This window comes from Ideonella alba, from assembly GCF_018069845.1.
GTDB lineage: Bacteria > Pseudomonadota > Gammaproteobacteria > Burkholderiales > Burkholderiaceae_C > Ideonella > Ideonella alba.
This window is the reverse complement of sequence record NZ_JAGQDD010000028.1, coordinates 15311-38695: the sequence shown is the minus strand read 5'-3', so window position 1 is coordinate 38695 and position 23385 is coordinate 15311. Positions and strand designations below refer to the sequence as shown.

Here is a 23385-nt window from a genome sequence, read left to right as displayed (position 1 = left end):
CTGGACCTTCTGGTGTCGGCATCGGCGCCGGGGTCTTGAGGGTGGCCTGTGGCGTCGGTCACTCCTCGCCGAGGAATCCGCCACTCTGGTGGGCCCACAGGCGCGCATACAGGCCGCCGGCGGCCAGCAGCTCGGCATGCGTGCCCTGCTCGACGATGCGCCCGGCGTCCATCACCACCAGCCGGTCCATGGCCGCGATGGTGGACAGGCGGTGGGCGATGGCGACCACGGTCTTGCCCTCCATCAGCCGGTACAGGCTGTCCTGGATCGCGGCCTCAACCTCGCTGTCCAGCGCGCTGGTGGCCTCGTCCAGCAGCAGGATGGGCGCGTCCTTGAGCATCACCCGGGCGATCGCGATGCGCTGGCGCTGTCCGCCGCTGAGCTTGACGCCGCGCTCGCCCACATGGGCGTCGTAGCCGCTGCGGCCCTTGGGGTCGGTCAGGCCCTGGATGAACTCGTGCGCCTCGGCGCGACGGGCGGCGGCGATCATCGCCGCATCGTCGGCGTCGGGGCGGCCGTAGAGCAGGTTGTCGCGCACCGAGCGGTGCAGCAGCGAGGTGTCCTGGGTGACCATGCCCACCTGGGCGCGCAGGCTTTCCTGGCTGACCTGGGCGATGTCCTGGCCGTCCACGAGGATGCGCCCGCCGGCCAGGTCATGAAAGCGCAGCAGCAGGTTCACCAGCGTCGACTTGCCGGCGCCCGAGCGGCCCACCAGGCCGATCTTCTCGCCGGGGCGGATGGTCAGCGACAGGTCGTCGATCACGCGCTTGCTGGCGCCATAGCCGAAGACCAGGTGGTCGAACACCACCTCGCCGTGCGGCACCTGCAGCGGCTTCGCGTCGGCGCGGTCGACCACGGTGGGCGCGCGCGTCAGGGTGTTCAGGCCGTCCTGCACGGTGCCGATGTTCTCGAACAGGCTGGCCATCTCCCACATGATCCAGTGCGAGATGCCGTTCAGGCGCAGCGCCATCGCGGTGGCCGCCGCCACCGCGCCCACGCCCACCTGGCCCTGGGACCACAGCCACAGCGCGCTGCCGGTGGTGCCCAGCACCAGGCCCACGCTGAGCGCGTGGATCACCAACTCCAGCGCGGTGACCATGCGCATCTGCTGGTGCACCGTGCCCATGAACTCGTGCATCGCGCTGCGCGCATAGCCCGACTCGCGCTGGGCGTGCGAGAACAGCTTGACGGTGGTGATGTTGGTGTAGGCGTCGGTGATGCGCCCGGTCATCAGCGAGCGCGCGTCGGCCTGCACCTGCCCCACCTTGGCCAGGCGCGGCACGAACCAGCGCAGCGCCGCCAGGTAGCACAGCAGCCAGATGCCGAAAGGCCACAGCAGCGTGGTGTCGAAGCTGCCCACCAGCGTCAGCATGGTGGCGAAGTAGATGATGATGAAGACCAGGATGTCGGTCAGCAGCATCACCACGTCGCGCACCGCCAGCGCGGTCTGCATGACCTTGGTGGCCACCCGGCCGGCGAACTCGTCCTGGAAGAAGGCCAGGCTCTGCGCCAGCATCTGGCGGTGGAAGTTCCAGCGCAGGCGCATCGGGAAGTTGCCGTTGAGCGCCTGGTACTTCAGCAGCGCCTGCGCGGCCACCAGCACCGTGCTGCCCACCAGCACGCCGGCCAGCGCCAGCAGCTCGTCGCCGCGCTGCGCCCACAGCTGCGCCGGCGGCACCTCGGCCAGCCAGTCGACGATGCGGCCCATGAAGCCGAACAGGATGGCCTCGAAGACGCCGATCAACGCCGTCAGCGCGGCCATGGCCGCGACGTGGCCGCGCAGGCCATCGGAGCAGGCCCAGATGAAGCGGGCCAGGCCGCGCGGCGGCACGGGCGGGATGGCGTCGGGGTAAGGGCGGACCAGCCGCTCGAAGAAGGCGAACAAGAGGTGGGCGTGCAGCAGAAAAAGGTCCGCAAGCGTAGCCGAAGCGGCTCAGCCGCGCAGCGCGATCCAGCCCAAGGCCGCCAGCGGCGCGGTGTCGGCGCGCAGCGTGCGCGGGCCCAGCGTCACCGGGGTGAAGCCGGCGCCGCGGGCCAGGGCCTCCTCGGCCGGGCTGAGGCCGCCCTCGGGGCCGCTGAGCAGCAGCACCGGGCCCGGGCGCCCGGCCAGGTGATCCGCCAGCCGCTGCGCGTCGGGCGCCAGGCTCAGCACCAGTCGCTGCTGCGCCGGGTCGGGGGCCAGCGCGGCCAGCCAGTCGGTCAGGGCGTTCACCGGCGCCACCTCGGGCACGCGGCGGCGGCCGCACTGCTCGGCGGCGGCCACGGCCACGCCCTGCCAGTGCGCACGCCGGCGCTCGGCGCGCTCGCCGCTCAGGCGCAGCACCGAGCGCTCGGTGTGCAGGGGCTGCACCGCAGCGGCACCCAGCTCGGTGGCCTTCTCGACCAGCGCGTCCATGCGCTCGTTGGCCGGCATGCCCAGCGCCAGCGTGACGGCGCAGGGCAGCTCGGTGTCGGGCGCGGCCCGCTCGGCCAGCACACGCACGCTGACCTCGCGCCGGCCCATCGCGGTGATCTCGGCCTGCCACTCGCGGCCGTCGCCGTTGAACAGGGCCAGGGTGTCGCCGGGCTGGCGGCGCAGCACCTGCACGTGGCGGGCCGCTTCGGGCGGCAGTTCCAGGGTGGCGCCGGCCTGCAGCGGCAGCGCGACATGGTGACGCGTGGACATGTCGCCAGTGTGCCCGATGGCGGCGCTGCGGCCGCGCGGGCCCCTAGAGCAGTTCGCTGAGGCGGCGCACCGAGGCCAGGCCGTGGTGGTCGGCGATGCGGTCCAGGTAGTCCATCGCCAGCGCCTGCAACTCGGGCGCGCCGGCGCAGCGCTCCAGTTCCAGCGCGAAGCGGTACGAGGCCACCAGGCCCAGGGTTTCGCGGCCGTGGGCATTGAGCGCGTCGTAGAGACGGCTGTAGCTGCTTTCGCGCAAACGCTGGCGCAGGCGGGCCAAGTCCAGGGGCGCGCTGGCATCGCCCGACGGCGCGGCCGCCGCTGGGGCGGGCGCCGGCGACGGGGCCGGCGCGAGCAGGCCGGCCTCGACCAGTTGCCTCAGGTCATCCGCCTCGCAGCCCTTGACCTGCGACAGCCAGAAACCCGCCGGTTTGTCCGGCGAGATGACCAGCAACAGATTGCGCTGGTGGCGCGGCAGGCCCAGCGTGCGAGAGCGGATCTCGTCCTGACCCGCGGTGGTGCGGACAAATCGCGTTTGCATGTCCCAACGTCAGGCCCGTGGCTGCCCGTTATCGCTTCACTGTGTGCGCTGCGCTGGCGCTGCTCCCCATGAGCTCAGCGGGCCATTATGCGCGTGCAGCCGGCTTGTCGCGCAACTCGCGGCGCAGCACCTTGCCCACCGGCGTCTTGGGCAGCTCGGTGCGGAACTCGATCAGCTTGGGCCGTTTGTAGCCGGTCAGGTTGGCCTCGCACCAGGCACGCACATCGGCCTCGGTGACGGCGGGATCCTTCTTGACCAGCACCACCTTGACGGCCTCGCCGGCCTTCTCGTCGGGGATGCCCACGGCGGCGCATTCGAGCACGCCGGGCATCTGGGTGATCACGTCCTCGACCTCGTTCGGGTAGACGTTGAAGCCCGAGACCAGGATCATGTCCTTCTTGCGGTCGACGATGCGGAAGAAGCCGCGCTCGTCCACCACGCCGATGTCGCCGGTGCGGAAATAGCCGTCGGCCGTCATGACCTTGGCGGTCTCGTCGGGCCGCTGCCAGTAGCCGGCCATCACCTGCGGACCGCGGATGGCGATCTCGCCGGACTGGCCGGCGGGCACCTCGTGGCCGTCGTCGTCCAGCAGCGCCAGCTCGGTGTTGGGCACCGGCAGGCCAATGGTGCCGGTGAAGGCCTTGGTGTCGACCGGGTTGCAGGTGGCCACCGGGCTGGTCTCGGACAGGCCGTAGCCCTCGCAGATCGGGCAGCCGGTCTTCTCCAGCCACAGCCGCGCCGTGGCCTGCTGCACCGCCATGCCGCCGCCCACCGAGATCTTCAGGTGCGACCAGTCGACGCTGGCGAAATCGGCGTGGTTGGCCAGCGCACCGAACAGCGTGTTGACCGCCGGCAGGCTGTGGAATCGCTCGCGCGCGAGGTCCTTCAGCACCGCGGGCACGTCACGCGGGTTGGGGATCAGGATGTTGCAGCCGCCCAGGCGCAGCCCCAGCATCATGTTCGTGTTGAATCCGAAGATGTGATAGAGCGGCAGCGCGCAGATCGCGGTGTATTGCTCGCCGGGCGGGATCAGGCGCAGCGCCGGCTGGTACCAGGCCTCGCACTGCAGCACGTTGGCCACCAGGTTGCGGTGCAGCAGCACCGCGCCCTTGCTGACGCCGGTGGTGCCGCCGGTGTACTGCAGCACCGCGATGTCGTCGGGGCCGGTGGCCGGCGGGGTCCAGGTCATGCCCCGGCCGCGGGCCAGCGCGGCATTGAAGCGCACCGCCTGCGGCAGCTCGAAGGCCGGCACCATCTTCTTCACCTTGCGCACCACATGGTTGACGATGCTGCCCTTGACCAGGCCCAGCATGTCACCCATCGCCGCCAGGATCACGTGCCGGGTGGGCACGTCGCGCGCCACCTGCTGCAGCGTGGCGGCAAAGTTCTCGACGATGACGATGGCCTTGGCGCCCGAGTCCTTCAGCTGGTGCTCCAGCTCGCGCGGCGTGTACAGCGGGTTGACGTTCACCACCACCAGCCCGGCGCGCAGGATGCCGGCCACCGCCACCGGGTACTGCGGCAGGTTGGGCATCATCACCGCGACGCGGTCGCCGGCCTGCAGGCCCAGGCCCTGCAGGTAGGCGGCAAAGGCGCGCGAGGCCTCGTCGATCTGGGCAAAGCTGTAGGCCTTGCCCATGAACTTGTAGGCGGGCCGGCTGGCGTGCTGGCGCAGGCTCTCGTCGATCAGCGCCACCAGCGAGGGGTAGAGCGAGACATCGATCTCGGCGGGCACGCCTTCAGGGTAGTTCTTCAGCCAGATCCGATCCATCTTCTCTCCGAGCTTGATGGATGATTGTCCTTGCGCGCTTCAGGCGCAGGCATCCGGGGATTCGATAGCGCCGTCTCGGGGATTCTCCCTAGACCAGCGGCCCTTTGTCACAGGGCATTGGCACAAGGAGTTACCTTTCAACGGTCTGAAGACCTCCACCCTAGGGAGGTTCGCGGCGGCGGCGGGTGCCTAGGATCAGCACCCTCTTGTCGTACTTCACGAGGCATCCCATGCTCGCACTGATCCGCACCTCGCTCTGTGCCGCCGCCCTGGCGGCGATCGCCGCGCCGGCCCTGGCGGGTGGCCCCAACGCCGTCGTCCACTCGGCGCAGGCCGACATGACGAACGAGTTCGTCGTCAAGTTCCGCGACACGGCCAGTGCCGAGGCGACGGCGCGCCATGCCGGCGTGCAGGCCGCGCTGGCTGCCCGTGGCGTGTCGCTGGCCGGCATCGAAGGCCGGTTCCTGCGTGTGGACCGCCCGCTGTCCAACCTCGACGCCCAGGCGCTGGCCAAGGAGCTGAAGGCCGCCAACCCGGCGATTGCCTACATCGAGGCCAACATCCGCCTGTCGCACCAGCTCGTGCCCAACGACACGCGCTGGAACGACCAGTGGCACTACTACGAAGACATCGCCGGCATCAAGCTGCCCAAGGCCTACAACAAGTCGCAGGGCGCCGGCGTGGTGGTGGCGGTGCTCGACACCGGCTACCGTCCGCACGCCGACCTGGTGGCCAACATCGTGCCGGGCTACGACTTCATCACCAACACCAGCACCGCCAATGACGGCAATGGCCGCGACAGCGACGCCCTGGACCCGGGCGACGGCTGCGGTGGCCAGAGCAGCTGGCACGGCACGCACGTGGCGGGCACCATCGCTGCGGTGACCAACAACGGCGTCGGCGTGGCCGGCATCGCTCCGGGCGCGAAGATCCAGCCGGTGCGCGTGCTGGGCTGCGGTGGCGGCACCTTCGTCGACATCCAGGACGCGATCGAGTGGGCCTCGGGCGGCACCGTCGCCGGTGTGCCCGCCAACCCGACGCCGGCCCGGGTGATCAACATGTCGCTGAGCGGCTCCGGCGCCTGCCCGGCCGGCCTGCAGACCGCGATCAACAACGCCGTGGGCCGTGGCACCGTGGTGGCCGTGGCCGCGGGCAACAACAATTCCAATGCCGGCAACTACACGCCGGCCAACTGCGCCAACGTGATCACGGTGGCCTCGGTCAACCGCAGTGGTTCGAAGGCCTGGTACTCGAACACCGGCGCCACGGTCGAGATCGCCGCGCCGGGTGGCGACACCACCGGCAACGTCGCCAACGGCGTGCTCTCCACGCTGAACGCCGGCGTGTCCACGCCGGGCGCCGACAGCTACGCCTACTACCAGGGCACCTCGATGGCCACGCCGCACGTGGCCGGCGTGGCCGCGCTGATGCTGGCCAACCGTCCGACGATGACGCCGGCCCAGGTGCTGGCCCGCATGCAGAGCACCGCGCGCGCCTTCCCGGGCACCTGCACCCTGTGTGGCGCGGGCATCCTGAATGCCGCCAAGGCGGTGCAGCGTCCCTGAGCGGCCGGCGCCTCGCGCCGCTGAGCAAGGGCCCGCCACTGGCGGGCCTTTTTTCTTGTAGTGTCCGGCTCTGATGCAGCCGACCGAACCTGCCGCCCCCGAGCCAACCACCCGCGCCGCACCGCGCTGGTACCTGCGCCTGCTGGGCGGGTCCACGCTGGACGGCGGTCAGGGCAGTGAGCTGCGCCGCTGGCCCAGCCGTGCCGCGCTGCTGCTGCTGGCGCGCCTGGCGCTGTGGCCGCGGCGCGTCCATCCGCGCGAGGAACTGGTCGAGCTGCTCTGGCCCGGCGTGGCCACCGATGTCGGCCGCAACCGCCTGCGCCAGGTGCTGTCCACCTTGCGCGCGCTGCTGGAGCCGGCCGGTGCGCCGGCGGTGCTGCAGGCCGACCGCCACGCGCTGCGCCTGCTGCCGGGCGCACTGGGCTGCGACGCCCACGACTTCGAGCGGCTGCTCTCCAGCCGCCGCGACGCCGACGCCCTGGCGCTCTACGCGGGGGAGCTGCTGCCCGGCGTCTACGACGACTGGGTGGTCGACGAGCGCCTGCGCCTGCAGGCGCTGCACGATCGACTGACCGAGCGCCAGCCCGAGCCGCCCGCGGCGGCGGCCGCGCCGCACCCGCAGCCCGCGCCCGAGCTGTCGCGGCCGCGCCGGGGGGCGCTGCCGCGCTACCTGAGCCGCTTCTTTGCCGACGACATCGCGCTGTCACGGCTGCGCTCGGCGCTGGATGCCACGTCGGCCCTGGTGCTGCGCGGACCAGGCGGCGCGGGCAAGACGCGCTGCGCCGTCGAGCTGATGCGGGGCCTGCCGCCGGGCGTGCCGGTGCAGTTCGTCGACCTGAGTGCCTGCAGCGACCTGGCAGCCCTGGAGGCGGCGGTGTCGGCCGCGCTGGCCGACCCCACGCCCACCGCGCAGCCACTGGCCGAGCGTCTGGCCGCCACCGACGGCTGGCTGGTGCTGGACAACTTCGAGCAGCTGCCGCCCGCCGCCGATGCCCGGTTGAGCCAGTGGCTGCAGACCTCGCCGCTGCTGCGGGTGCTGGTCACCTCGCGCCGCGGGCTGACGCTGGCGGGGGCGCTGGAGCTGTCGCCGCCGGCGCTGGGCCCGCTGCCCGCCGCGGACGCCGCGCTGGAGGTGCTGGCCCGGCACCCGGCGGTGGCCTTGTTCGTCGACCGCGCCCGGGCGGTGCGCCCGGACTTCCACCTCACGCCGGGCAACGCCGCGGCGGTGCGGGCCCTGGTCGGTGCGCTGGACAGCCTGCCGCTGGCGCTGGAATTGGCCGCGGCCCGGGTGCGCAGCCTGCCCCCGGCCGAGTTGCTGACGCTGCTGCTGGCCGACACGGACTCGGCCTCGCTGGACCTGGTGGGCCGTGCGCGCTCGGCCGCGTCCGAGCGCCAGGCCAGCCTGCGCGATGTGGTGGCCTGGAGCTGGCGTCTGCTGTCGCCGCCGCTGGCGGCGCTGGCCGCGACCCTGGGCAGCCTGTCGGCGCCGTTCAGCCGCGGACTGGCCCAGGCGCTGGCCGACCCGGCGCTGGGGCCGGTGGCGCTGGCCGCGGCGCTGGACGAGCTGGTCAGCCAGTCGCTGCTGAACAGCCTGCCCACGGCGCACCCGGGTGAGCCGGCCCGCTACCTGATGTCGGTGCCGGTGCGGCAGTTCGCGGCGGCTCAGTTGACGGCCGACGAGCGGGTCGTGCTGCGCCAGCGCCTGCGCACGGGGCTGCTGGACTGGGCCGAGACCTGGCCCCCCACGCCGCCGCTGTCCGAGGCCCGCACGCGCCTGCCCCATCTGGGCCGTGCCCTGGACGACGCCGACGGCGAGGTCGCCGCCCGCTGGCTGGCCGCCTGGCGCCCCGCCTTGCAGGACCTGCACCTGGATGCGCCCACGCTGACCCGGCTGCAGGCGCTGTTGCCGTCGTGCACGCGGCCCGGGCTGCTGTCCGAGGCGACCGCGGCCCTGGCCTGGCAGTGGCACCTGGCGGGCCATCAGGCGCAGGCGCGGACTCAGGCGCGGGCCGCGCTGTCGGCGTCACGCCGGGCCGGACCGCCGGCGCGCACGCTGGCCCGATGGACCCTGCTGGCGCTGGACTGGCGGACCTGCGAGGACGGGCCGCGCCTGCGCCGCCACCTGGCGCGCGCACTGGCGGCCGTGCCCGCCGATGCCGCGTCGCTGCGCGCCCAGCTGCTGCACATCGCCGCCGGTGTGGCCGAGTTCCATGACCACGATGCCGAGCGCGCCGGGCAGGCGCTGCAGCAGGCCCTGGCGGCGGCCGAGGCCGGCGGCAACGCCCATCTGCAGCAATCCTGCCGGCTGCGCCTGGCCACCTGGCAGGCCCGGCGCCACCAGGCCGACGAGGCGCTCGCCGGCCTGGACGCGGTGGCGCGGCAGGCCGCGCTGCTGGGCGACTGGGAGGTGCTCAGCAGCGTGCACAACAGCCGCGGCAACCTGCTGCTGCGCCTGCGCCGCCCCGCCGACGCGGCCACCAGCCTGCGCGAGGCGGTGCGCCAGGCCTGGGCGGTGCGCTCCGGCGTGGACCTGGCCTATGCGCTGTGGAACCTGCCCCGCGCACTGGTCCGTCTGCCGGGGCAGGCGCCGCTGGCGCTGCAGCTGCTGGCCTTTGCCGCCGCCTGGTGGGACCGCCACTACGGCCGCCTCACCGCCGCCGAGCGCCGTTTCGTGCGCCGGGTGCGGCGGCTGGCGGCGGCGAAGGGCGAGCCGGCGCTGGCCCGGCGACTGTGGGCCAGCGCCGAGGGCTGGACGCTCGACGAGGCCGTGGCGCGCGCGCTGGCTAACGATTGACGAACGCCTGCGCGGCAGCATGGCTGCGCCAGCCGCGTGGCGGCGTCAATCAACCCAACTCCGGAGGTCTCCATGTTCCCCTCGCTGCACCCTGTCCTGCGCCCCGCCGCCCTGCTGCTGGGCCTGAGCGCACCGCTGGCCCAGGCCCAGCAGGTCGGCACCTATGAAGGGCTCACCGATGCCGGCGACTCGCTGACGATCAAGGTCGAGCTCGACGAATTCGGCCAGCCCCGGGTGCACGAGGTCGGCATCGGCTACATCGCCACCTGCACCAAGTCCGGCCCGGGCCGCTGGGTGGGCTGGGGCGCCGGTGTGTCCCAGTCCATCGTCGCCCGCAAGGCCAGCTTCGAGGTCCGCGGCAACGCGCTCTACCAGAGCTGGAGCCTGAAGTTCAATGGCGCCGGCGACCAGATCAGCGGCAGCTTCCTGGGCCGCACGCCGGAATTCGTCGACCTCGACAGCTCGACCAAGCTGGTCCAGCTGTGCGACAGCGGCAAGCGCAGCTTCACCGCGTCGCTGGTCCCGATGGGCACGGCCGCCGCGCCCGGCCTGGGCCGCGGCGAGTTGCGCGCACGGCCGCGCTGAGCCGCCTCAGGCGGCCAGCGCCGCCAGCACGATGTCGCGCGCGTACTCGGCCGCCACCTCGCGCAGGAAGCGCGGGAAGTCGACATGCGCCGCGTCGTCGGCGCGGTCGGAGATGGTGCGCAGCACCGCGCAGGGGCGGCCGAAGTCATGCGCCACCTGCGCCAGCGCGGCGCCTTCCATCTCCACCGCCAGCGCGTCAGGCAGCTCGGCCTGCAGGCGCGCGCACTCGGCGGCTGAGCTGACGAAGCGGTCGCCGCTGACCACCAGGCCCTGGTGCACGCGGGGCGCAGCGATGCCGAACGAGGCCAGCGCCGGGTGCTCAGCCGCCAGCACCGCGGCGGCACCGGTGACCAGGCGGGCGGACCAGGCGCCGTCAGCGTCGAAGCGGCTGCGCCCGGTCATCGGCACCTCCCAGCGCGGGAACAGCGGCGAGGCGTCCATGTCGTGCTGCAGGAACTGCCGGCCCACCACCACATCGCCAACCGCCACGCCCGGCCCCAGGCCGCCGGCCACGCCGGTGAACAGCAGCGCCTGCACGTCGAAGCGGTCCAGCAGCAGCGCCGCGGTGGTGGCCGCGGCCACCTTGCCGATGCCGCTGAGCACCAGGATGACGTCATGGCCAGCCAGTCGGCCGCGGTGCAGCCTGCGGCCGGCCAGGGTGCTGACATGGTCGACATCCAGCCGGGCCTGCAGCGCAGCCAGCTCGTCGGGCAGGGCGCTGACGATCGCAAGGGTCATGGCCGCGATTGTGCGTCGGCCATGAAAAAGGCGCCCCGCGGGCGCCTCGGCTGGAGCGCGAGACCGCTCAGGAACCGTTGGCCGGGGCCAGGCTCTCGTTGAGCTGGGCGCCGATCTTCGGGCCCAGGTTCTTCACCAGCAGCGCTTCGGCCACCAGGATGATCAGGGCGCCGGCGGCACCGGCGGCCACCGAGTGGCCGCTGATTTCATAGGCCACGACGCTGAAGAAGGCGGCGTTGAAGACGCCGACCACGCCGGCGACGCCCAGGGCGAGTTGGGCGGGGGTCATGCGGACACCTCGGCGGTGCGGGGGAAGCTCAGGACGCTCAAGACAATCTCCGGGAGGATGAAGGAACCGGGTGGGTCGGCCGCGCCGTGACGCGACCTAGCATTAACCCTTATTTTAGGCCTTGATCCAGATCCAGGAAGGTCAGATTCCCGCCGCCGCGCTCAGGCTTTCAGCGCGCCCAGCACCTCGTCGAGCATCTTCTTGGCGTCGCCGAACAGCATGCGGTTGTTGTCCTTGTAGAACAGCGGGTTGTCCACGCCGGCGTAGCCGCTGGCCATCGAGCGCTTCATGACGATGCTGGTGCGGGCCTTCCAGACCTCGAGCACCGGCATGCCGGCGATCGGGCTGCCGGGGTCATCCTGGGCGGCCGGGTTCACGATGTCGTTGGCGCCGATCACCATGGTCACGTCGGTGTCCGGGAAGTCCTCGTTGATCTCGTCCATCTCCAGCACGATGTCGTAGGGCACCTTGGCTTCGGCCAGCAGCACGTTCATGTGGCCCGGCATGCGGCCGGCCACCGGGTGGATGCCGAAGCGCACGTTCACGCCCTTCTCGCGCAGCAGCTTGGTGATCTCGAACACCGTGTGCTGGGCCTGGGCCACGGCCATGCCGTAGCCGGGGACGATGATCACGCTCTTCGATTCGCGCAGCAGCTCGGCCGTCTCGGCCGCGCTGATCGGCGAGACCTCGCCCTGCGGCTCGGCCGCGCCACCGGCAGCCTTGGGCGCCGGCGCGCCGCCGCCGAAGCCGCCGGCGATCACGCTGATGAAGTTGCGGTTCATCGCCCGGCACATGATGTAGCTGAGGATGGCGCCCGAGGAGCCCACCAGCGCGCCCACCACGATCAGCAGGTCGTTGCTGAGCATGAAGCCGGTGGCCGCGGCGGCCCAGCCGGAGTAGCTGTTGAGCATCGACACCACCACCGGCATGTCGGCGCCGCCGATGGCCATCACCATGTGCACGCCGAACAGCAGCGCCACCACGGTCATCACCAGCAGCGGCGTCATGCCCGAAGCGATGTCGTGGGCGTTGAGGAACTCGCGGCCGAACCAGATCACCACCAGCAGACCCGCCAGGTTGAGCCAGTGGCGCCCCGGCAGCAGCAGCGGCTTGCCGCCGATGCGGCCCGAGAGCTTGCCGAACGCGACGATCGAGCCCGAGAAGGTGACCGCGCCGATCAGGATGCCGATGTAGATCTCGACCTCGTGGATGGCCTTCTCGGCCGGCGTGGCGAAGACGGTGGAGGTGTCCACATAGCTGGCGAAGCCCACCAGGCAGGCCGCCAGGCCCACCAGGCTGTGCATCAGCGCCACCAGCTCGGGCATCTGCGTCATCTGCACCTTCTTCGCGGCGAAGAGGCCGATGCTGCCGCCCACCACCAGGGCGCCGACGATGTAGGGCACGCCGGCCGCGGTGACGCGCGGACCCAGCACCGTGGCCAGCACCGCGATGGTCATGCCGACCATGCCGAACAGGTTGCCGCGGCGGGCGGTTTCGGGGTTCGACAGCCCGCCCAGGCTGAGGATGAAGAGGATGGTGGCGCCGATGTAGGCCACGGTTGCGAGGCTGGAAGTCATGTCCGGTTCCTTGTTCTTGTTCTGACGATCACTTGCGGAACATGGCCAGCATGCGGCGCGTGACCGCAAAGCCACCGAACATGTTCACCGCGGTCAGCACCAGGGCGACCACCGCGCAGCCCAGGATCAGGCCGTGGGGCCGGTCGGCCGCGCCGGTGGCGTCCAGCGGCGGCGCCACCTGGATCAGCGCGCCGATGGCGATGATCGAGCTGATCGCGTTGGTCACGCTCATCAGCGGGGTGTGCAGCGAGGGCGTGACGTTCCAGACCACCATGTAGCCCACGAAGCAGGCCAGCACGAAGACCGTGAAGTGCGACAGGAAGGCCGCCGGCGCGTACAGACCCACCAGCGCGAACAGCACGGCGCCCACGGCAAAGACGATGGCCAGCGTGCTGCCCTTCATCGGCTCGCCCGGGCCATGGCCATGGGCCGCTGCCTTGGGCGCGGCCACCGCGGCGGCCTTGGCCGGCGGGGGTGGCGGCAGCTTGGGCGCCGGGGCGGGCCAGGTCAGCTCGCCGTTCTTCACCACCGTCAGACCGCGGATGGCGTCGTCCTCGAAGTTGACGTTGATGACGCCATCCTTGGTCTTGCACAGCTCCTCGGTCAGGCGCAGCAGGTTGGTGCTGTACAGCGTGGAGCTCTGCTTGGCCAGGCGGCTGGCCAGGTCGGTGTAGCCGACGATGGTCACGCCATGGCGCACCACGGCCTGGCCGGGCACGGTCAACTCGCAGTTGCCGCCCTGCTCGGCGGCCATGTCGACGATCACGCTGCCGGGCTTCATGGTCGCCACCATCTCGGCGGTGATCAGCTTGGGCGCCGGCTTGCCGGGGATCAGCGCGGTGGTGATGATGATGTCCACCTCGCGGGCCTGCTGCGCGTACATCGCGCGCTGCGCGGCCTGGAAGCCCTCGCTCATCACCTTGGCGTAGCCGCCGCCGCCCGAGCCCTCTTCCTCGTAGTCGACCTTGACGAACTCGCCGCCCAGCGAGACCACCTGGTCGGCCACCTCGGCGCGGGTGTCGTTGGCGCGCACGATCGCGCCCAGGTTGGCGGCGGTGCCGATGGCCGCCAGGCCGGCCACGCCGGCACCGGCGATGAAGACCTTGGCCGGCGGCACCTTGCCGGCGGCGGTGATCTGGCCGTTGAAGAAGCGGCCGAAGGCGTTGGCCGCCTCGATCACCGCGCGGTAGCCGCTGACGCCGGCTTGCGAGGTCAGCGCGTCCATCTTCTGGGCGCGGCTGAGCTGGCGCGGCAGGCAGTCGATCGCCAGCGCGGTCACCTGCCGGGCCTGCAGCGCGGCCATCAGCTCGGGGTTCTGCGCCGGCCAGACGAAGCCGATCAGGGTGGCGCCGGGGCGCAGCAGCGCCACCTCGTCCAGCGTGGGCGGGCGCACCTTGAAGACGATGTCGGCCGTGCCCCACAGCTCGGCCGCGCTGCCCGCCACCTTGGCGCCGGCGGCGCGGTAGCTGTCGTCGTCGCAGTTGGCCGCGTCACCAGCGCCGGTTTCCACCGCCACCGAGAAGCCCAGCTTGATGAGCTTCTCGACCACGTCCGGCACGGTGGCGACGCGCTTTTCCCCGGCCGCAGTCTCGCGCGGCACCCCGATCAACAGAGCCATGACTCTCCTCTCCAACGTCCACTGTGCAGGGGCGGCGGCGCCGCATCCACGCGGCGGCCTCGGCGCCCCTGTCGTTTGCCGACAAGCTTACCCAATCGCCGGGGCCTGTCGTCCGGCGGTTTGCCCGGGCTCTAAGATGGCCCGATGGAACGTTGGAAACCAAGCGTCACCGTGGCCGCGATCATCGAGCGCGAGGGCCGTTACCTGCTGGTCGAGGAGCGCACGCCCGAGGGCCTGAAACTCAACAACCCGGCCGGCCACCTGGACCCCGGCGAGTCCATCGTCGAGGCCGTGGTCCGCGAAGCGCTGGAAGAGACCGCGCGCGTCTTCACGCCCACCCACGTGGTCGGGGTTTACCTGGGGAGAATGCAGCGCGCCAGCACCGGCGAGGACATCACCTACCTGCGCTTCGCGATCGCCGGCACCGTGGGCGAGCCGGTGCCCGGGCGGGTATTGGACGAACCGATCGAGCGCACGCTGTGGATGAGCCTGGACGAACTGCGCGCCTGCACACCGCGCCACCGCAGCCCGATGCTGCAATGCAGCATCGACGATCACGCCGCAGGACGCGGTTTTGCGCTCGATTTGCTGCACATGCACGAGAGCGTCAAGCTGCTGCACAAATAGGCACCGGGATTTCCCGACCCTGCGGTCGTTGCATGATGTGAAAAGCCGCCCCGGGATGATTGACGCCGGGGCCCCGGCGACAATCCCGCCATGCACAAGCAACGCGTGGTCGTCGGCCTGTCCGGCGGCGTCGATTCCGCGGTCTCGGCCTGGCTGCTCAAGCAGCAGGGGCACGAGGTCGTCGGCATCTTCATGAAGAACTGGGAGGACGACGACGACAGTGAGTACTGCTCGTCCAACGTTGATTTCGTCGATGCGGCGGCGGTGGCCGATGTCATCGGCATCGAGATCGAGCACGTCAACTTCGCCGCCGAGTACAAGGACCGCGTCTTCGCCGAGTTCCTGCGCGAGTACCAGGCCGGCCGCACGCCCAACCCCGACGTGCTGTGCAACGCCGAGATCAAGTTCAAGGCCTTCCTGGACCATGCGATGCGCCTGGGCGCCGAAAAGATCGCCACGGGTCATTACGCCCGGGTGCGTGAGTGCCCCCACGTCGCTTCGCTCCTGCCCCCCGAGGGGGCGCGAGCCTCCTTGGGGCGGCCCGGCGAAGGCCCGACCGCGTCGGGGACGTCGTTCCAGCTGCTCAAGGGGCTGGATCCGCTGAAGGACCAGAGCTACTTCCTGCACCGACTGAACCAGGCCCAGCTGGCCAGGACGCTGTTCCCGGTGGGCGAGCTGCCCAAGACCGAGGTGCGCCGCATCGCCGAGGAGATCGGCCTGCCCAATGCGAAGAAGAAGGACTCGACCGGCATCTGCTTCATCGGCGAGCGGCCGTTCCGCGAGTTCCTCAACCGGTATCTCAGCCACGCGCCCGGCCCGATCGTCGACGACCGGGGCCGCAAACTGGGTGAGCACGTGGGCCTGAGCTTCTACACGCTGGGCCAGCGCCAGGGCCTGGGCATCGGTGGCGTGAAGGACAAGAAGGCGCCGCGCGGCGGCGGCGAGCACCTGCCCTGGTTCGTCGCCCGCAAGGACCTGGACCGCAACGCGCTGGTGGTGGTGCAGGGCCACGAGCACCCCTGGCTGCAGTACCGCAGTCTGGTGGCCGACGACCTCAGCTGGGTGGCCGGTCAGGCGCCGCGCGCCGGCGGCTATGGCGCCAAGACCCGCTACCGCCAGGCCGATGCCGCCTGTGCGCTGGACCATTCGCCCGCCGGCCTGTCGCTGCTGTTCGCCCAGCCGCAGTGGGCAGTCACGCCGGGGCAGTCGGCGGTGGTCTACGACGGCGAGGTGTGCCTGGGCGGCGGCGTGATCGCCTCGGCCGAGCTGGCCTGAAGGGCCTCAGGCCGCCTCAGGCCGCTTCGGGCGGGCCCAGATGCCGCCGCAGCATGCGGCCCAGGGCCTCGGCGGTGACGGGCTTGGGCAGGTAGTCGTCCATGCCGGCGGCCTCGCAGCGGTCGCGGTCCTCGGCCAGCGCATGCGCGGTCAGCGCGATGATCGGCACACGGGCCCTCGGAGAGTCAGTGGTCCGGATCCGGCGCGTGGCCTCGTAGCCGTCCATCACCGGCATCTGGCAGTCCATCAGCACCAGATCGACGGCCTGGGACTGCACTGCGGCCACCGCCTGCGCGCCATCACTGGCCAGCACCACCGACATGCCCATGCGCTCCAGCATGGCCTGGACCACCATGCAGTTCACGGCGTTGTCTTCCACCACCAGAACGCGCGCGGGGCGCGGGGCGCTGGCGTCGGCGCCCCCTGCGGGGTCTGCGACCGCGGCGGCCTCGCCTGCGGGGCGCTCGGCCCGCGCCAGCGGCACCTCGAACCAGAACCGGCTGCCCTGGCCGGGCTGGCTCTCGGCATGGATCGTGCCGCCCATCAGCACCACCAGGTGCCGGCAGATCACCAGGCCCAGGCCGCTGCCGCCGAAGCGGCGGGTGGTGGAGCTGTCGGCCTGCGAGAAGCGCTGGAACAGCTGGCCCAGCTGCTCGGGCGTCATGCCGATCCCGGTGTCCTGGACAGACACCTGCAGCCAGGGTCGGGCGTCCCCGTCCGGCGGGGCCACGGTGCAAGCGCGCAGCGTCACCGTGCCCGACGGCGTGAACTTGAGCGCATTGCCCAGCAGGTTGGTCATGACCTGGCGCAGCCGGGTGGGGTCGCCGCTGACCGGGGGCAAGGCCGACAGCGACAGCTCGGTCAGCACCGTCACCCCGCGCGCCTGCCCCAGCTCGCGGTAGATCGCAGCGACGCTGCTCAACAGCAGCGCCGGATCGAAGTCGACCCGCTCCAGCGCCACCTTGCCCTCTTCGATCTTCGACAGGTCGAGGATGTCGCCCAGCAACTCGTGCAGCGCGTTGGCGGCACTGGAGATGGCCTGCACATAGCGCGTCTGCTCGGCGTTCAGCGGCGTGTCGCGCAGCAGCTCGGACATGCCGAGGATGCCGTTCATCGGCGTGCGGATCTCGTGGCTCATGTTGGCCAGGAAGCGGCTCTTGGCCTGGCTGGCCTCGACCGCGATCTGCCGCGCCTGCTCGCGTTCGGCCGCCACCGACGCGGCCTCCAGACGCAGGCGTGTCATCTCGGTCCAGTCGCGGCAGCTGCGCCAGCTTTCCTGCGTCAGCACCACGCCATAGATCAGCACGCTGGCCACGACGATCCAGGCGTCCGAGTGGCCGGACCACAGCGCCTGCAGGACCACCGGCAGCAGCATGATCACGAAGTTCATGATGGCCGTGCGCAGGCTGCTGACCAGCAGGAACACGCCGACCGCGGTGATGCACAGCACACTGGCGAACAGCAGGGTGCCCAGCAGCGTGTCATGCACGGCCGGCACGAAGACCAGCGAGATCACGGCCCAGCACAGGTTGTCCAGCGTGATCAGCACGTCGAAGCGGGTCTGCCAGTAGCGCAGGCGCAGCGCCCGGTCCGGGTCTTTCTCGAAGCGGCCGGTGTCCAGGGCCCGCACGGCGCTGATCAGCAGCCGCCACGCCAGCCAGCCCAGCACCCAGGCGTCCTCGACCCGACCCCACATCGCCCAGGCCACCACCATGCCGAACACCGCGGCGCCGAGTTGGGGCTGGGGCGCCAGGCGGTAGATGGCGCTCACACGCTCCAGCGCGATCTGCTGGTCAATGGAGGGTGCTGAGCCTGGGTCAGTCGGCGGCTGGGGGTACTGCATGGGATCGGGACCCGTCACCACGGGCGTCGATGAACACCGGACACCTCGCGACGGCGTGGCTCAAAGGTATATCGGCCCGCCAGCGGTGTGCTTGATGAATACCCAGGGGCGGATCGATACACTCGGGCCGATGCCTGTGGCTCCCCCTCCCTCCACGCCGGACCCCTGGGCCCGCGCGATGCAGCGCCTGGCTGCGCAGCGGCCGCCGTCCACCCCCCTGCTGCGCCAGGCCGCCGAGCTGTTGCAGGCCAGCCGCGACGCACTGGTCGAGCCGCTGCTCGGACCGCACCTGGCGCGCCAGCCCGACGATGCCGACGCGCTGTACCTGCAGGCCCGCGCGCAGCTGCGCACCGGCCGGCCGGCGCAGGCAATCGCCTCGTTGCGCCGCTGCGTGGCCGCGCAGCCCGACTTCAGTGCCGCACGCTACAACCTGGCCAAGCTGCTGGACCAGCAGGGCTGGCCCGCCGAGGCCGAGCCCGAGTCGCGCCGGCTGCTGGCGGCCGAGCCCGACCACCCGCTCTTCGCCGAGCTGCAGGCCCACCTGCACCTGGCGCTGGGCGAGCACGACGCGGCGCTGGCGATCTACCAGCGCCTGGCCGATGCCCACCCGGCGCGCGCGCTGTCCTGGCTGGATCTGGGGCATGCGCTGCGCGCGCTGGGCCGGCGCGACGCGTGCGTGGCCGCCTACCGCCGCGCCTGCGGCCTGCGCCCTGCCCTGGGCGCCGCCTGGTGGGCGCTGGCCGACCTGCGCAACCACGCCTTCGACGCCACCGAGCTGGCGACCATGCAGCAGCAGCTGGCCCGCCCCGAGCTGCCCGCGCTCGAGCGCGCCGCGCTGCAGTACGCGCTGGCCAAGGCGCGCGAGGACGCGGGCGATGCCGAGGGCGCGTTCGCGCTGTATGCCCAGGGCGCGGCTGCGCTGCGCGCGCGCATCGACTACGACCCCGACACGCTGAGCCGCGGCGTGGCCCGCCAGCGCGCGGTCTTCACGCCCGCCTTCTTCGCCGAGCGCGCCGGCCACGGCTGCCTGGACGAGGCGCCGGTGTTCATCGTCAGCCGGCCGCGCTCGGGCTCGACGCTGGTCGAGCAGATCCTGGCCAGCCACCCGCAGGTCGAGGCCACGGCCGAGCTGCCCTACATCGGCGCCATCGCCGCCGAGCTGGCCGGCCGCAAGGACACCGCGCTGGGCACCGCCTGGCTGGAGGCGCTGGTCGCGCTGCCGCCCGAGCGGCTGCGCGGCCTGGGCGAGCGCTACCTGGCGCTGCTGCAGCGCCACCGCCACCTGGGCCGGCCGGTCGTCATCGACAAGAAGCCGGCCAATTTCTTCCACCTGGGCCTGATCCGGCTGATCCTGCCGCGCGCCCGCATCGTCGAGGTGCGCCGCGCGCCGGTGGCCAGCGCGCTGTCGATCTTCAGGTCCTTCAGCAGCAAGGGTCGGCTCAGCCTGGCCGAGCTGGGCCGCTACCACCGCGACTACCTGGCGCTGATGGACCACTTCCAGGCGGTGCTGCCCGGTGGCATCACGCGGCTGCACTACGAGGACCTGGTGGCCGACCCCGAAGGCCAGACGCGCCGCCTGCTGGACGCGCTGGACCTGCCCTTCGATGACGCCTGTCTGCGCTTCCACGAGAACCCGCGCGGCGTCACCACGCCCAGCTCCGAGCAGGTGCGCCGGCCGATCCACGGCGGCGCGCTCGAACAGTGGCGCGCCTTCGAGCCCTGGCTGGGGCCGCTGCTCGACGCGCTGGGCCCCCACGCGCCCACCCGCGGCGACTGATCAGGGCGCGCGCACCGTCACCCCGTCGGTGGCCAGCGCGGCGCGCAGCGTCTGCGCAAAGTGCAGCGCACCGGGCTGGTCGCCGTGCAGGCACAGGGTGTCGGCGCGCAGCGCCACCAGTGCGCCGCTGCGCGCCCGCACCTGGCCCTGCAGCATCAGCCGCACCTGGGCCAGCGCGGCGTCGGCGTTCTCGATCATCGCGCCGGGCGTGCCGCGCGCGGCCAGGCGGCCGTCGTCCTCATAGGCGCGGTCGGCAAACACCTCCTCGGCCACGCGCAGACCGCGGGCGCGGGCGGCGTCCACCATCGCGCTGCCGGCCAGGCCGTAGAAGACCAGCGAGGGGTCCAGGTCGTGCACCGCCTGGGCCAGCGCGTCGGCCAGCGCGCGGTCGCGGGCGGCCATGTTGTAGAGCGCGCCGTGCGGCTTGACGTGGTGCAGCCGGCCGCCGGCGGCGCGGGCGAAGGCGGCCAGCGCGCCGGCCTGGTACAGCGTCATCGCGTAGGCGTCCGCCGGACTCACCTTCATCTCGCGCCGGCCGAAGCCCACCAGGTCGGGCAGGCCCGGGTGGGCGCCCACCGCCACGCCGCGCTGCACCGCGGCCGCCACCACGCGGCGCATCGTGGCGGGGTCGCCCGCATGGAAGCCGCAGGCGATGTTGGCCGAGCTGACATGGTCCAGCAGCGCCAGGTCGTCGCCCATCGTCCAGGCGCCGAAGCCTTCGCCCATGTCGCAGTTCAGGTCGAGTGTGCTCACGGTGTCTCCAGCAGGGCCAGGCGCAGCAGCGCCAGGTGGCGTTCACGGTCTTCCAGCAGGGCCTGGGCGCGGTCGGCGCTGATCAGCTCGAAGCGCAGCCGCTGGCCCGGTGCCATCTGCGCCAGCAGCGGCAGGTCCACCGCGGCGACATGGGCGATCTTGGGGTAGCCGCCGGTGCTCTGGCGCTCGGCCATCAGCACGATCGGCTGGCCGTCGGGCGGCACCTGCACGGTGCCGAAGGCCACGCCCTCGCTGAGCAGCTCGCCCAGCGCCGGCGCGCCCAGCGCCGGGCCTTGAAGACGGTAGCCCATGCGGTCGGACTGCGGCCCGACGCGCCAGGCGGTGGCGCCGAAGGCGCGGCGCACGTCCGCGGGAAAGGCCGCCCAGTGCTCGCCGGGAACCACCAGCACGGGCTCGATGCGGTCGGCGTCAGGCAGCGTGGGGCTGGTGTCCGCCAGGGCCGTGATCGATGACGGCGCGGTGCCCGCCGGCCCCAGCGGCAGCCGATCGCCGGCCTGCAGCGCGCGCCCCTGCCAGCCGCCGAAGCCGCCGCGCACATAGGTGCTGCGGCTGCCCAGCACCGGCGGCACGTCGAAGCCGCCCTGCACCGCCAGGTAGGCGCGCAGGCCGGCGCGGGCGCGACCACAGGCCAGCTCGGCGCCGGCCGGCACGGGCAGGCGCTGACCGGCAGGGACGCTCTGGCCATCCAGCGTCAGCGGCAGCTCGGCGCCGACCAGGGCGATGCAGGCGGCGCGCGCAAAGCGCAGGCGCGGGCCCTGCAGCAGGATCTCCAGCGTGGCCTCGTCGTCGGCATTGCCCACCAGCAGATTGGCCACGCGGTGGCTCCAGCCGTCCATCGCACCGCCCACCGGCACGCCGTCGGCCTGCCAGCCCCAGCGGCCGCTGTCCTGCAGCTGCGTCTGCAAGCCGGGGTGCAGCACCTCGATCATGCGCGCTCCTGGGCCCACAGCGCCGCGAAGCGCTCGGCGTCGATCGGCTCGAAGCGCAGCCGGTCGCCCGGGCGCAGCCGGCTGGGCGGTGTGGCAGCGGGGTCAAAAAGGCGCAGCGGCGTGCGGCCGATCAGGTTCCAGCCGCCGGGGGTTTCCAGCGGGTAGATGCAGGTCTGCTCGCGGGCGATCGCCACCGAGCCCGGCGGGATGCGGGTGCGCGGCGTGGCGCGGCGCGCGGTGCGCAGCGCGGTGTCCAGGCCGGTGATGAACGGAAAGCCCGGCGCGAAGCCCAGCAGGCACACCACATGCGGCGAGGCCAGGTGGCGGCGCACCACCTCGTCCTCGCTCAGGCCGCAGTGCGCGGCCACCGCGGGCAGGTCGGGACCGGCCTCGCCGCCGTAGCACACGGGCACCACCACCTCGCGCGCGGCGACCGCCGCACGGCGGCGCGGACGGCGCAGCAGCGCCTGCACCTGGGCAGCCAGGCGCTGCCAGGGCGGCTGCAGACCGTCGGGCTCGCCCGCCACCGCCTCGGGGCGGTAGTGCAGCGTGAGCGTGGTGTAGGCGGGCACCACTTCGCGCAGGCCGGCGGGCGGCGCCTCACGCAGCGTGCGGGCCGCCGCCTGCACACGGGCCACGGTGGCCGCGTCGGGCTCGCTGCCCAGGCGCACGCGCAGCGCGCTGTCGCCCAGCGGCTCGATGCTTGGTGCTTCGCGCATCAACCCATCGCCGCCGGCAGCACCAGCACGATCTGCGGGAACATGGTGATCAGCGCGGTGGCCGCCACCAGCAGGAAGAAGAAGGGCAGGGCCATGCGCGCCAGCGTGAACAGCTGCAGCCCGGTGATGCCCTGGATCACGAACAGGTTGAAGCCCACCGGCGGCGTGATCTGCGCCATCTCCACCACCAGCACCAGGTAGATGCCGAACCACAGCGGATCGATGCCCGCGGCCTGCACCGCAGGCATCAGCACCGCGGTGGTCAGCACGACGATCGAGATGCCGTCCAGAAAGCAGCCCAGCAGCACGAAGAAGGCGGTCAGCACGGTCAGCAGCTGCCAGGGCGCCAGGCCCAGGCCAGTGATCCAGCCAGCCACCGTGGCCGGCAGGCCGGTGAAGCTCATCGCGCTGGTCAGGAAGGCCGCGCCCATCAGGATGAAGCCGATCATGCAGGAGGTGCGCACCGCGCCCATCAGGCTGGCCGCCAGCGAGGCGCGCGTCAGCGAGCCGCCCACCGCGGCAATCGCCAGCGCGCCCACCACGCCCACCGCCGCCGCTTCGGTGGCGGTGGCGATGCCGGCGTAGATCGAGCCGATCACCGCGATGATCAGCACCGTCACCGGCGCCAGCAGGCGCAGGCGCTTGAAGCGCTCGACCATGGGCACCGACTCGCCCTCCTCGGGCACACGGTCCGGGTGGCGCCAGGCCCAGAAGGCGATGTAGCCGGAGAACAGGGCCATCAGCATCAGCCCCGGCAGCACGCCGGCGGTGAACAGCTTGACGATCGACACCTGCGCCGCCACGCCATAGACGATCATCACGATCGACGGCGGGATCAGCAGGCCCAGCGTGCCGGCGCCGGCCAGCGAGCCCACCGCGATGGCCTCGTCATAGCCACGCGACTTCAGCTCGGGCAGGGTGATCTTGCCGATCGTGGCCGCGGTGGCCGCCGACGAGCCGCTGACCGCGGCGAAGATGCCGCAGCCGATCACGTTGACATGCAGCAGCCGCCCCGGCAGCCCGCGCACCCAGGGGCCCAGGCCGGCGAACATGTCCTCGGCCAGCCGGGTGCGGTAGAGGATCTCGCCCATCCAGATGAACAGCGGCAGCGCGGTCAGCGCCCAGCTGGCGGTGGCGCTCCACACCGTGGTGGCGAACAGCAGCCCCGGCGGCGTGGAGGTGAACAGCAGCAGCCCCACCAGGCCGCAGCCCAGCAGCGCCAGCGCCACCCACAGGCCCAGGCCCAGGGCGATGAAGAGGACCACCATCAGGATGGCGGCCTGGCTCAGTTCGGTCATGCAGCG

19 protein-coding genes are annotated in these 23385 nt (G+C 72.1%); 6 read left to right on the top strand and 13 right to left on the bottom strand.

Going from position 1 to position 23385, the window contains the following annotated elements:
- Positions 1-58 precede the first annotated feature (58 nt).
- The 4 genes from KAK03_RS23285 to KAK03_RS23270 form a co-directional block, all read right to left on the bottom strand.
- Positions 59-1885, bottom strand: coding sequence for an ABC transporter ATP-binding protein (locus KAK03_RS23285; protein WP_210857075.1), 1827 nt, complete (start codon positions 1883-1885; stop codon positions 59-61).
- A 48-nt stretch (positions 1886-1933) separates the two neighbouring features.
- Complete coding sequence (locus KAK03_RS23280) at positions 1934-2665, bottom strand: 16S rRNA (uracil(1498)-N(3))-methyltransferase (RefSeq protein ID WP_210857074.1); 732 nt, start codon at positions 2663-2665, stop codon at positions 1934-1936.
- A gap of 43 nt (positions 2666-2708) precedes the next feature.
- Positions 2709-3200, bottom strand: coding sequence for a hypothetical protein (locus tag KAK03_RS23275; protein WP_210857073.1), 492 nt, complete (start codon positions 3198-3200; stop codon positions 2709-2711).
- An 85-nt stretch (positions 3201-3285) separates the two neighbouring features.
- Positions 3286-4971 carry a long-chain-fatty-acid--CoA ligase gene (locus KAK03_RS23270; protein ID WP_210857072.1) on the bottom strand — a complete coding sequence of 562 codons (1686 nt, stop codon included), beginning with the start codon at positions 4969-4971 and terminating at the stop codon, positions 3286-3288.
- Between the two features lie 230 nt (positions 4972-5201).
- On the opposite strand from KAK03_RS23270, the gene KAK03_RS23265 reads away from it, so the two are divergent.
- From KAK03_RS23265 to KAK03_RS23255, 3 genes are all read left to right on the top strand, one after another.
- On the top strand, positions 5202-6536 hold the full coding sequence (locus KAK03_RS23265; RefSeq protein ID WP_210857071.1) for a S8 family peptidase: 1335 nt from the start codon (positions 5202-5204) through the stop codon (positions 6534-6536).
- A gap of 73 nt (positions 6537-6609) precedes the next feature.
- Positions 6610-9330 (top strand): ATP-binding protein, encoded by a 2721-nt coding sequence (locus KAK03_RS23260; RefSeq protein ID WP_210857070.1) that lies wholly within the window; start codon positions 6610-6612, stop codon positions 9328-9330.
- A gap of 72 nt (positions 9331-9402) precedes the next feature.
- Entirely contained in the window at positions 9403-9915 is a 513-nt protein-coding gene (locus KAK03_RS23255) for a hypothetical protein (protein ID WP_210857069.1), read from the top strand.
- A gap of 6 nt (positions 9916-9921) precedes the next feature.
- Here KAK03_RS23255 and KAK03_RS23250 read toward each other — a convergent pair whose 3' ends face one another.
- The 4 genes from KAK03_RS23250 to KAK03_RS23235 form a co-directional block, all read right to left on the bottom strand.
- The gene (locus KAK03_RS23250) at positions 9922-10653 is read right to left on the bottom strand and encodes a 5'-methylthioadenosine/adenosylhomocysteine nucleosidase (RefSeq protein WP_210857068.1); all 732 of its coding nucleotides are present in this window, start codon (positions 10651-10653) and stop codon (positions 9922-9924) included.
- 67 nt (positions 10654-10720) lie between these two features.
- Positions 10721-10942 (bottom strand): hypothetical protein, encoded by a 222-nt coding sequence (locus KAK03_RS23245; protein ID WP_210857067.1) that lies wholly within the window; start codon positions 10940-10942, stop codon positions 10721-10723.
- 161 nt (positions 10943-11103) lie between these two features.
- Complete coding sequence (gene pntB / locus KAK03_RS23240) at positions 11104-12519, bottom strand: Re/Si-specific NAD(P)(+) transhydrogenase subunit beta (RefSeq protein WP_210857066.1); 1416 nt, start codon at positions 12517-12519, stop codon at positions 11104-11106.
- Positions 12520-12547: 28 nt separating this feature from the next.
- Positions 12548-14137, bottom strand: a complete 1590-nt coding sequence (locus tag KAK03_RS23235; RefSeq protein ID WP_210857065.1) for a Re/Si-specific NAD(P)(+) transhydrogenase subunit alpha — start codon at positions 14135-14137, stop codon at positions 12548-12550.
- A 144-nt stretch (positions 14138-14281) separates the two neighbouring features.
- Between KAK03_RS23235 and KAK03_RS23230 the strand changes: the two genes are divergently transcribed.
- A complete protein-coding gene (locus KAK03_RS23230) occupies positions 14282-14764 on the top strand; it encodes an NUDIX domain-containing protein (RefSeq protein ID WP_210857064.1) in 483 nt (160 codons plus the stop codon).
- Between the two features lie 90 nt (positions 14765-14854).
- Positions 14855-16039, top strand: a complete 1185-nt coding sequence (locus tag KAK03_RS23225) for an MnmA/TRMU family protein (protein WP_210857063.1) — start codon at positions 14855-14857, stop codon at positions 16037-16039.
- A 16-nt stretch (positions 16040-16055) separates the two neighbouring features.
- On the opposite strand, the gene KAK03_RS25190 is transcribed toward KAK03_RS23225, so the two are convergent.
- Positions 16056-17810 carry an ATP-binding protein gene (locus KAK03_RS25190; RefSeq protein WP_210857062.1) on the bottom strand — a complete coding sequence of 585 codons (1755 nt, stop codon included), beginning with the start codon at positions 17808-17810 and terminating at the stop codon, positions 16056-16058.
- A gap of 202 nt (positions 17811-18012) precedes the next feature.
- Between KAK03_RS25190 and KAK03_RS23215 the strand changes: the two genes are divergently transcribed.
- The gene (locus KAK03_RS23215) at positions 18013-19659 is read left to right on the top strand and encodes a tetratricopeptide repeat-containing sulfotransferase family protein (RefSeq protein WP_210857061.1); all 1647 of its coding nucleotides are present in this window, start codon (positions 18013-18015) and stop codon (positions 19657-19659) included.
- Here the strand turns inward: KAK03_RS23215 and KAK03_RS23210 are convergent, their stop codons facing one another.
- Genes KAK03_RS23210 through KAK03_RS23195 form a run of 4 tightly spaced genes read right to left on the bottom strand, consistent with a single transcriptional unit; the run spans position 19660 to position 23379 of the window.
- Complete coding sequence (locus KAK03_RS23210) at positions 19660-20412, bottom strand: LamB/YcsF family protein (RefSeq protein ID WP_210857060.1); 753 nt, start codon at positions 20410-20412, stop codon at positions 19660-19662.
- A complete protein-coding gene (locus tag KAK03_RS23205) occupies positions 20409-21362 on the bottom strand; it encodes a 5-oxoprolinase subunit C family protein (protein ID WP_210857059.1) in 954 nt (317 codons plus the stop codon). Before KAK03_RS23205 ends, KAK03_RS23210 begins: the two co-directional genes overlap by 4 nt.
- Positions 21359-22081, bottom strand: a complete 723-nt coding sequence (gene pxpB, locus KAK03_RS23200) for a 5-oxoprolinase subunit PxpB (protein WP_210857058.1) — start codon at positions 22079-22081, stop codon at positions 21359-21361. Before pxpB ends, KAK03_RS23205 begins: the two co-directional genes overlap by 4 nt.
- Entirely contained in the window at positions 22081-23379 is a 1299-nt protein-coding gene (locus KAK03_RS23195; RefSeq protein ID WP_210857057.1) for a TRAP transporter large permease, read from the bottom strand. Before KAK03_RS23195 ends, pxpB begins: the two co-directional genes overlap by 1 nt.
- Positions 23380-23385 lie beyond the last annotated feature (6 nt).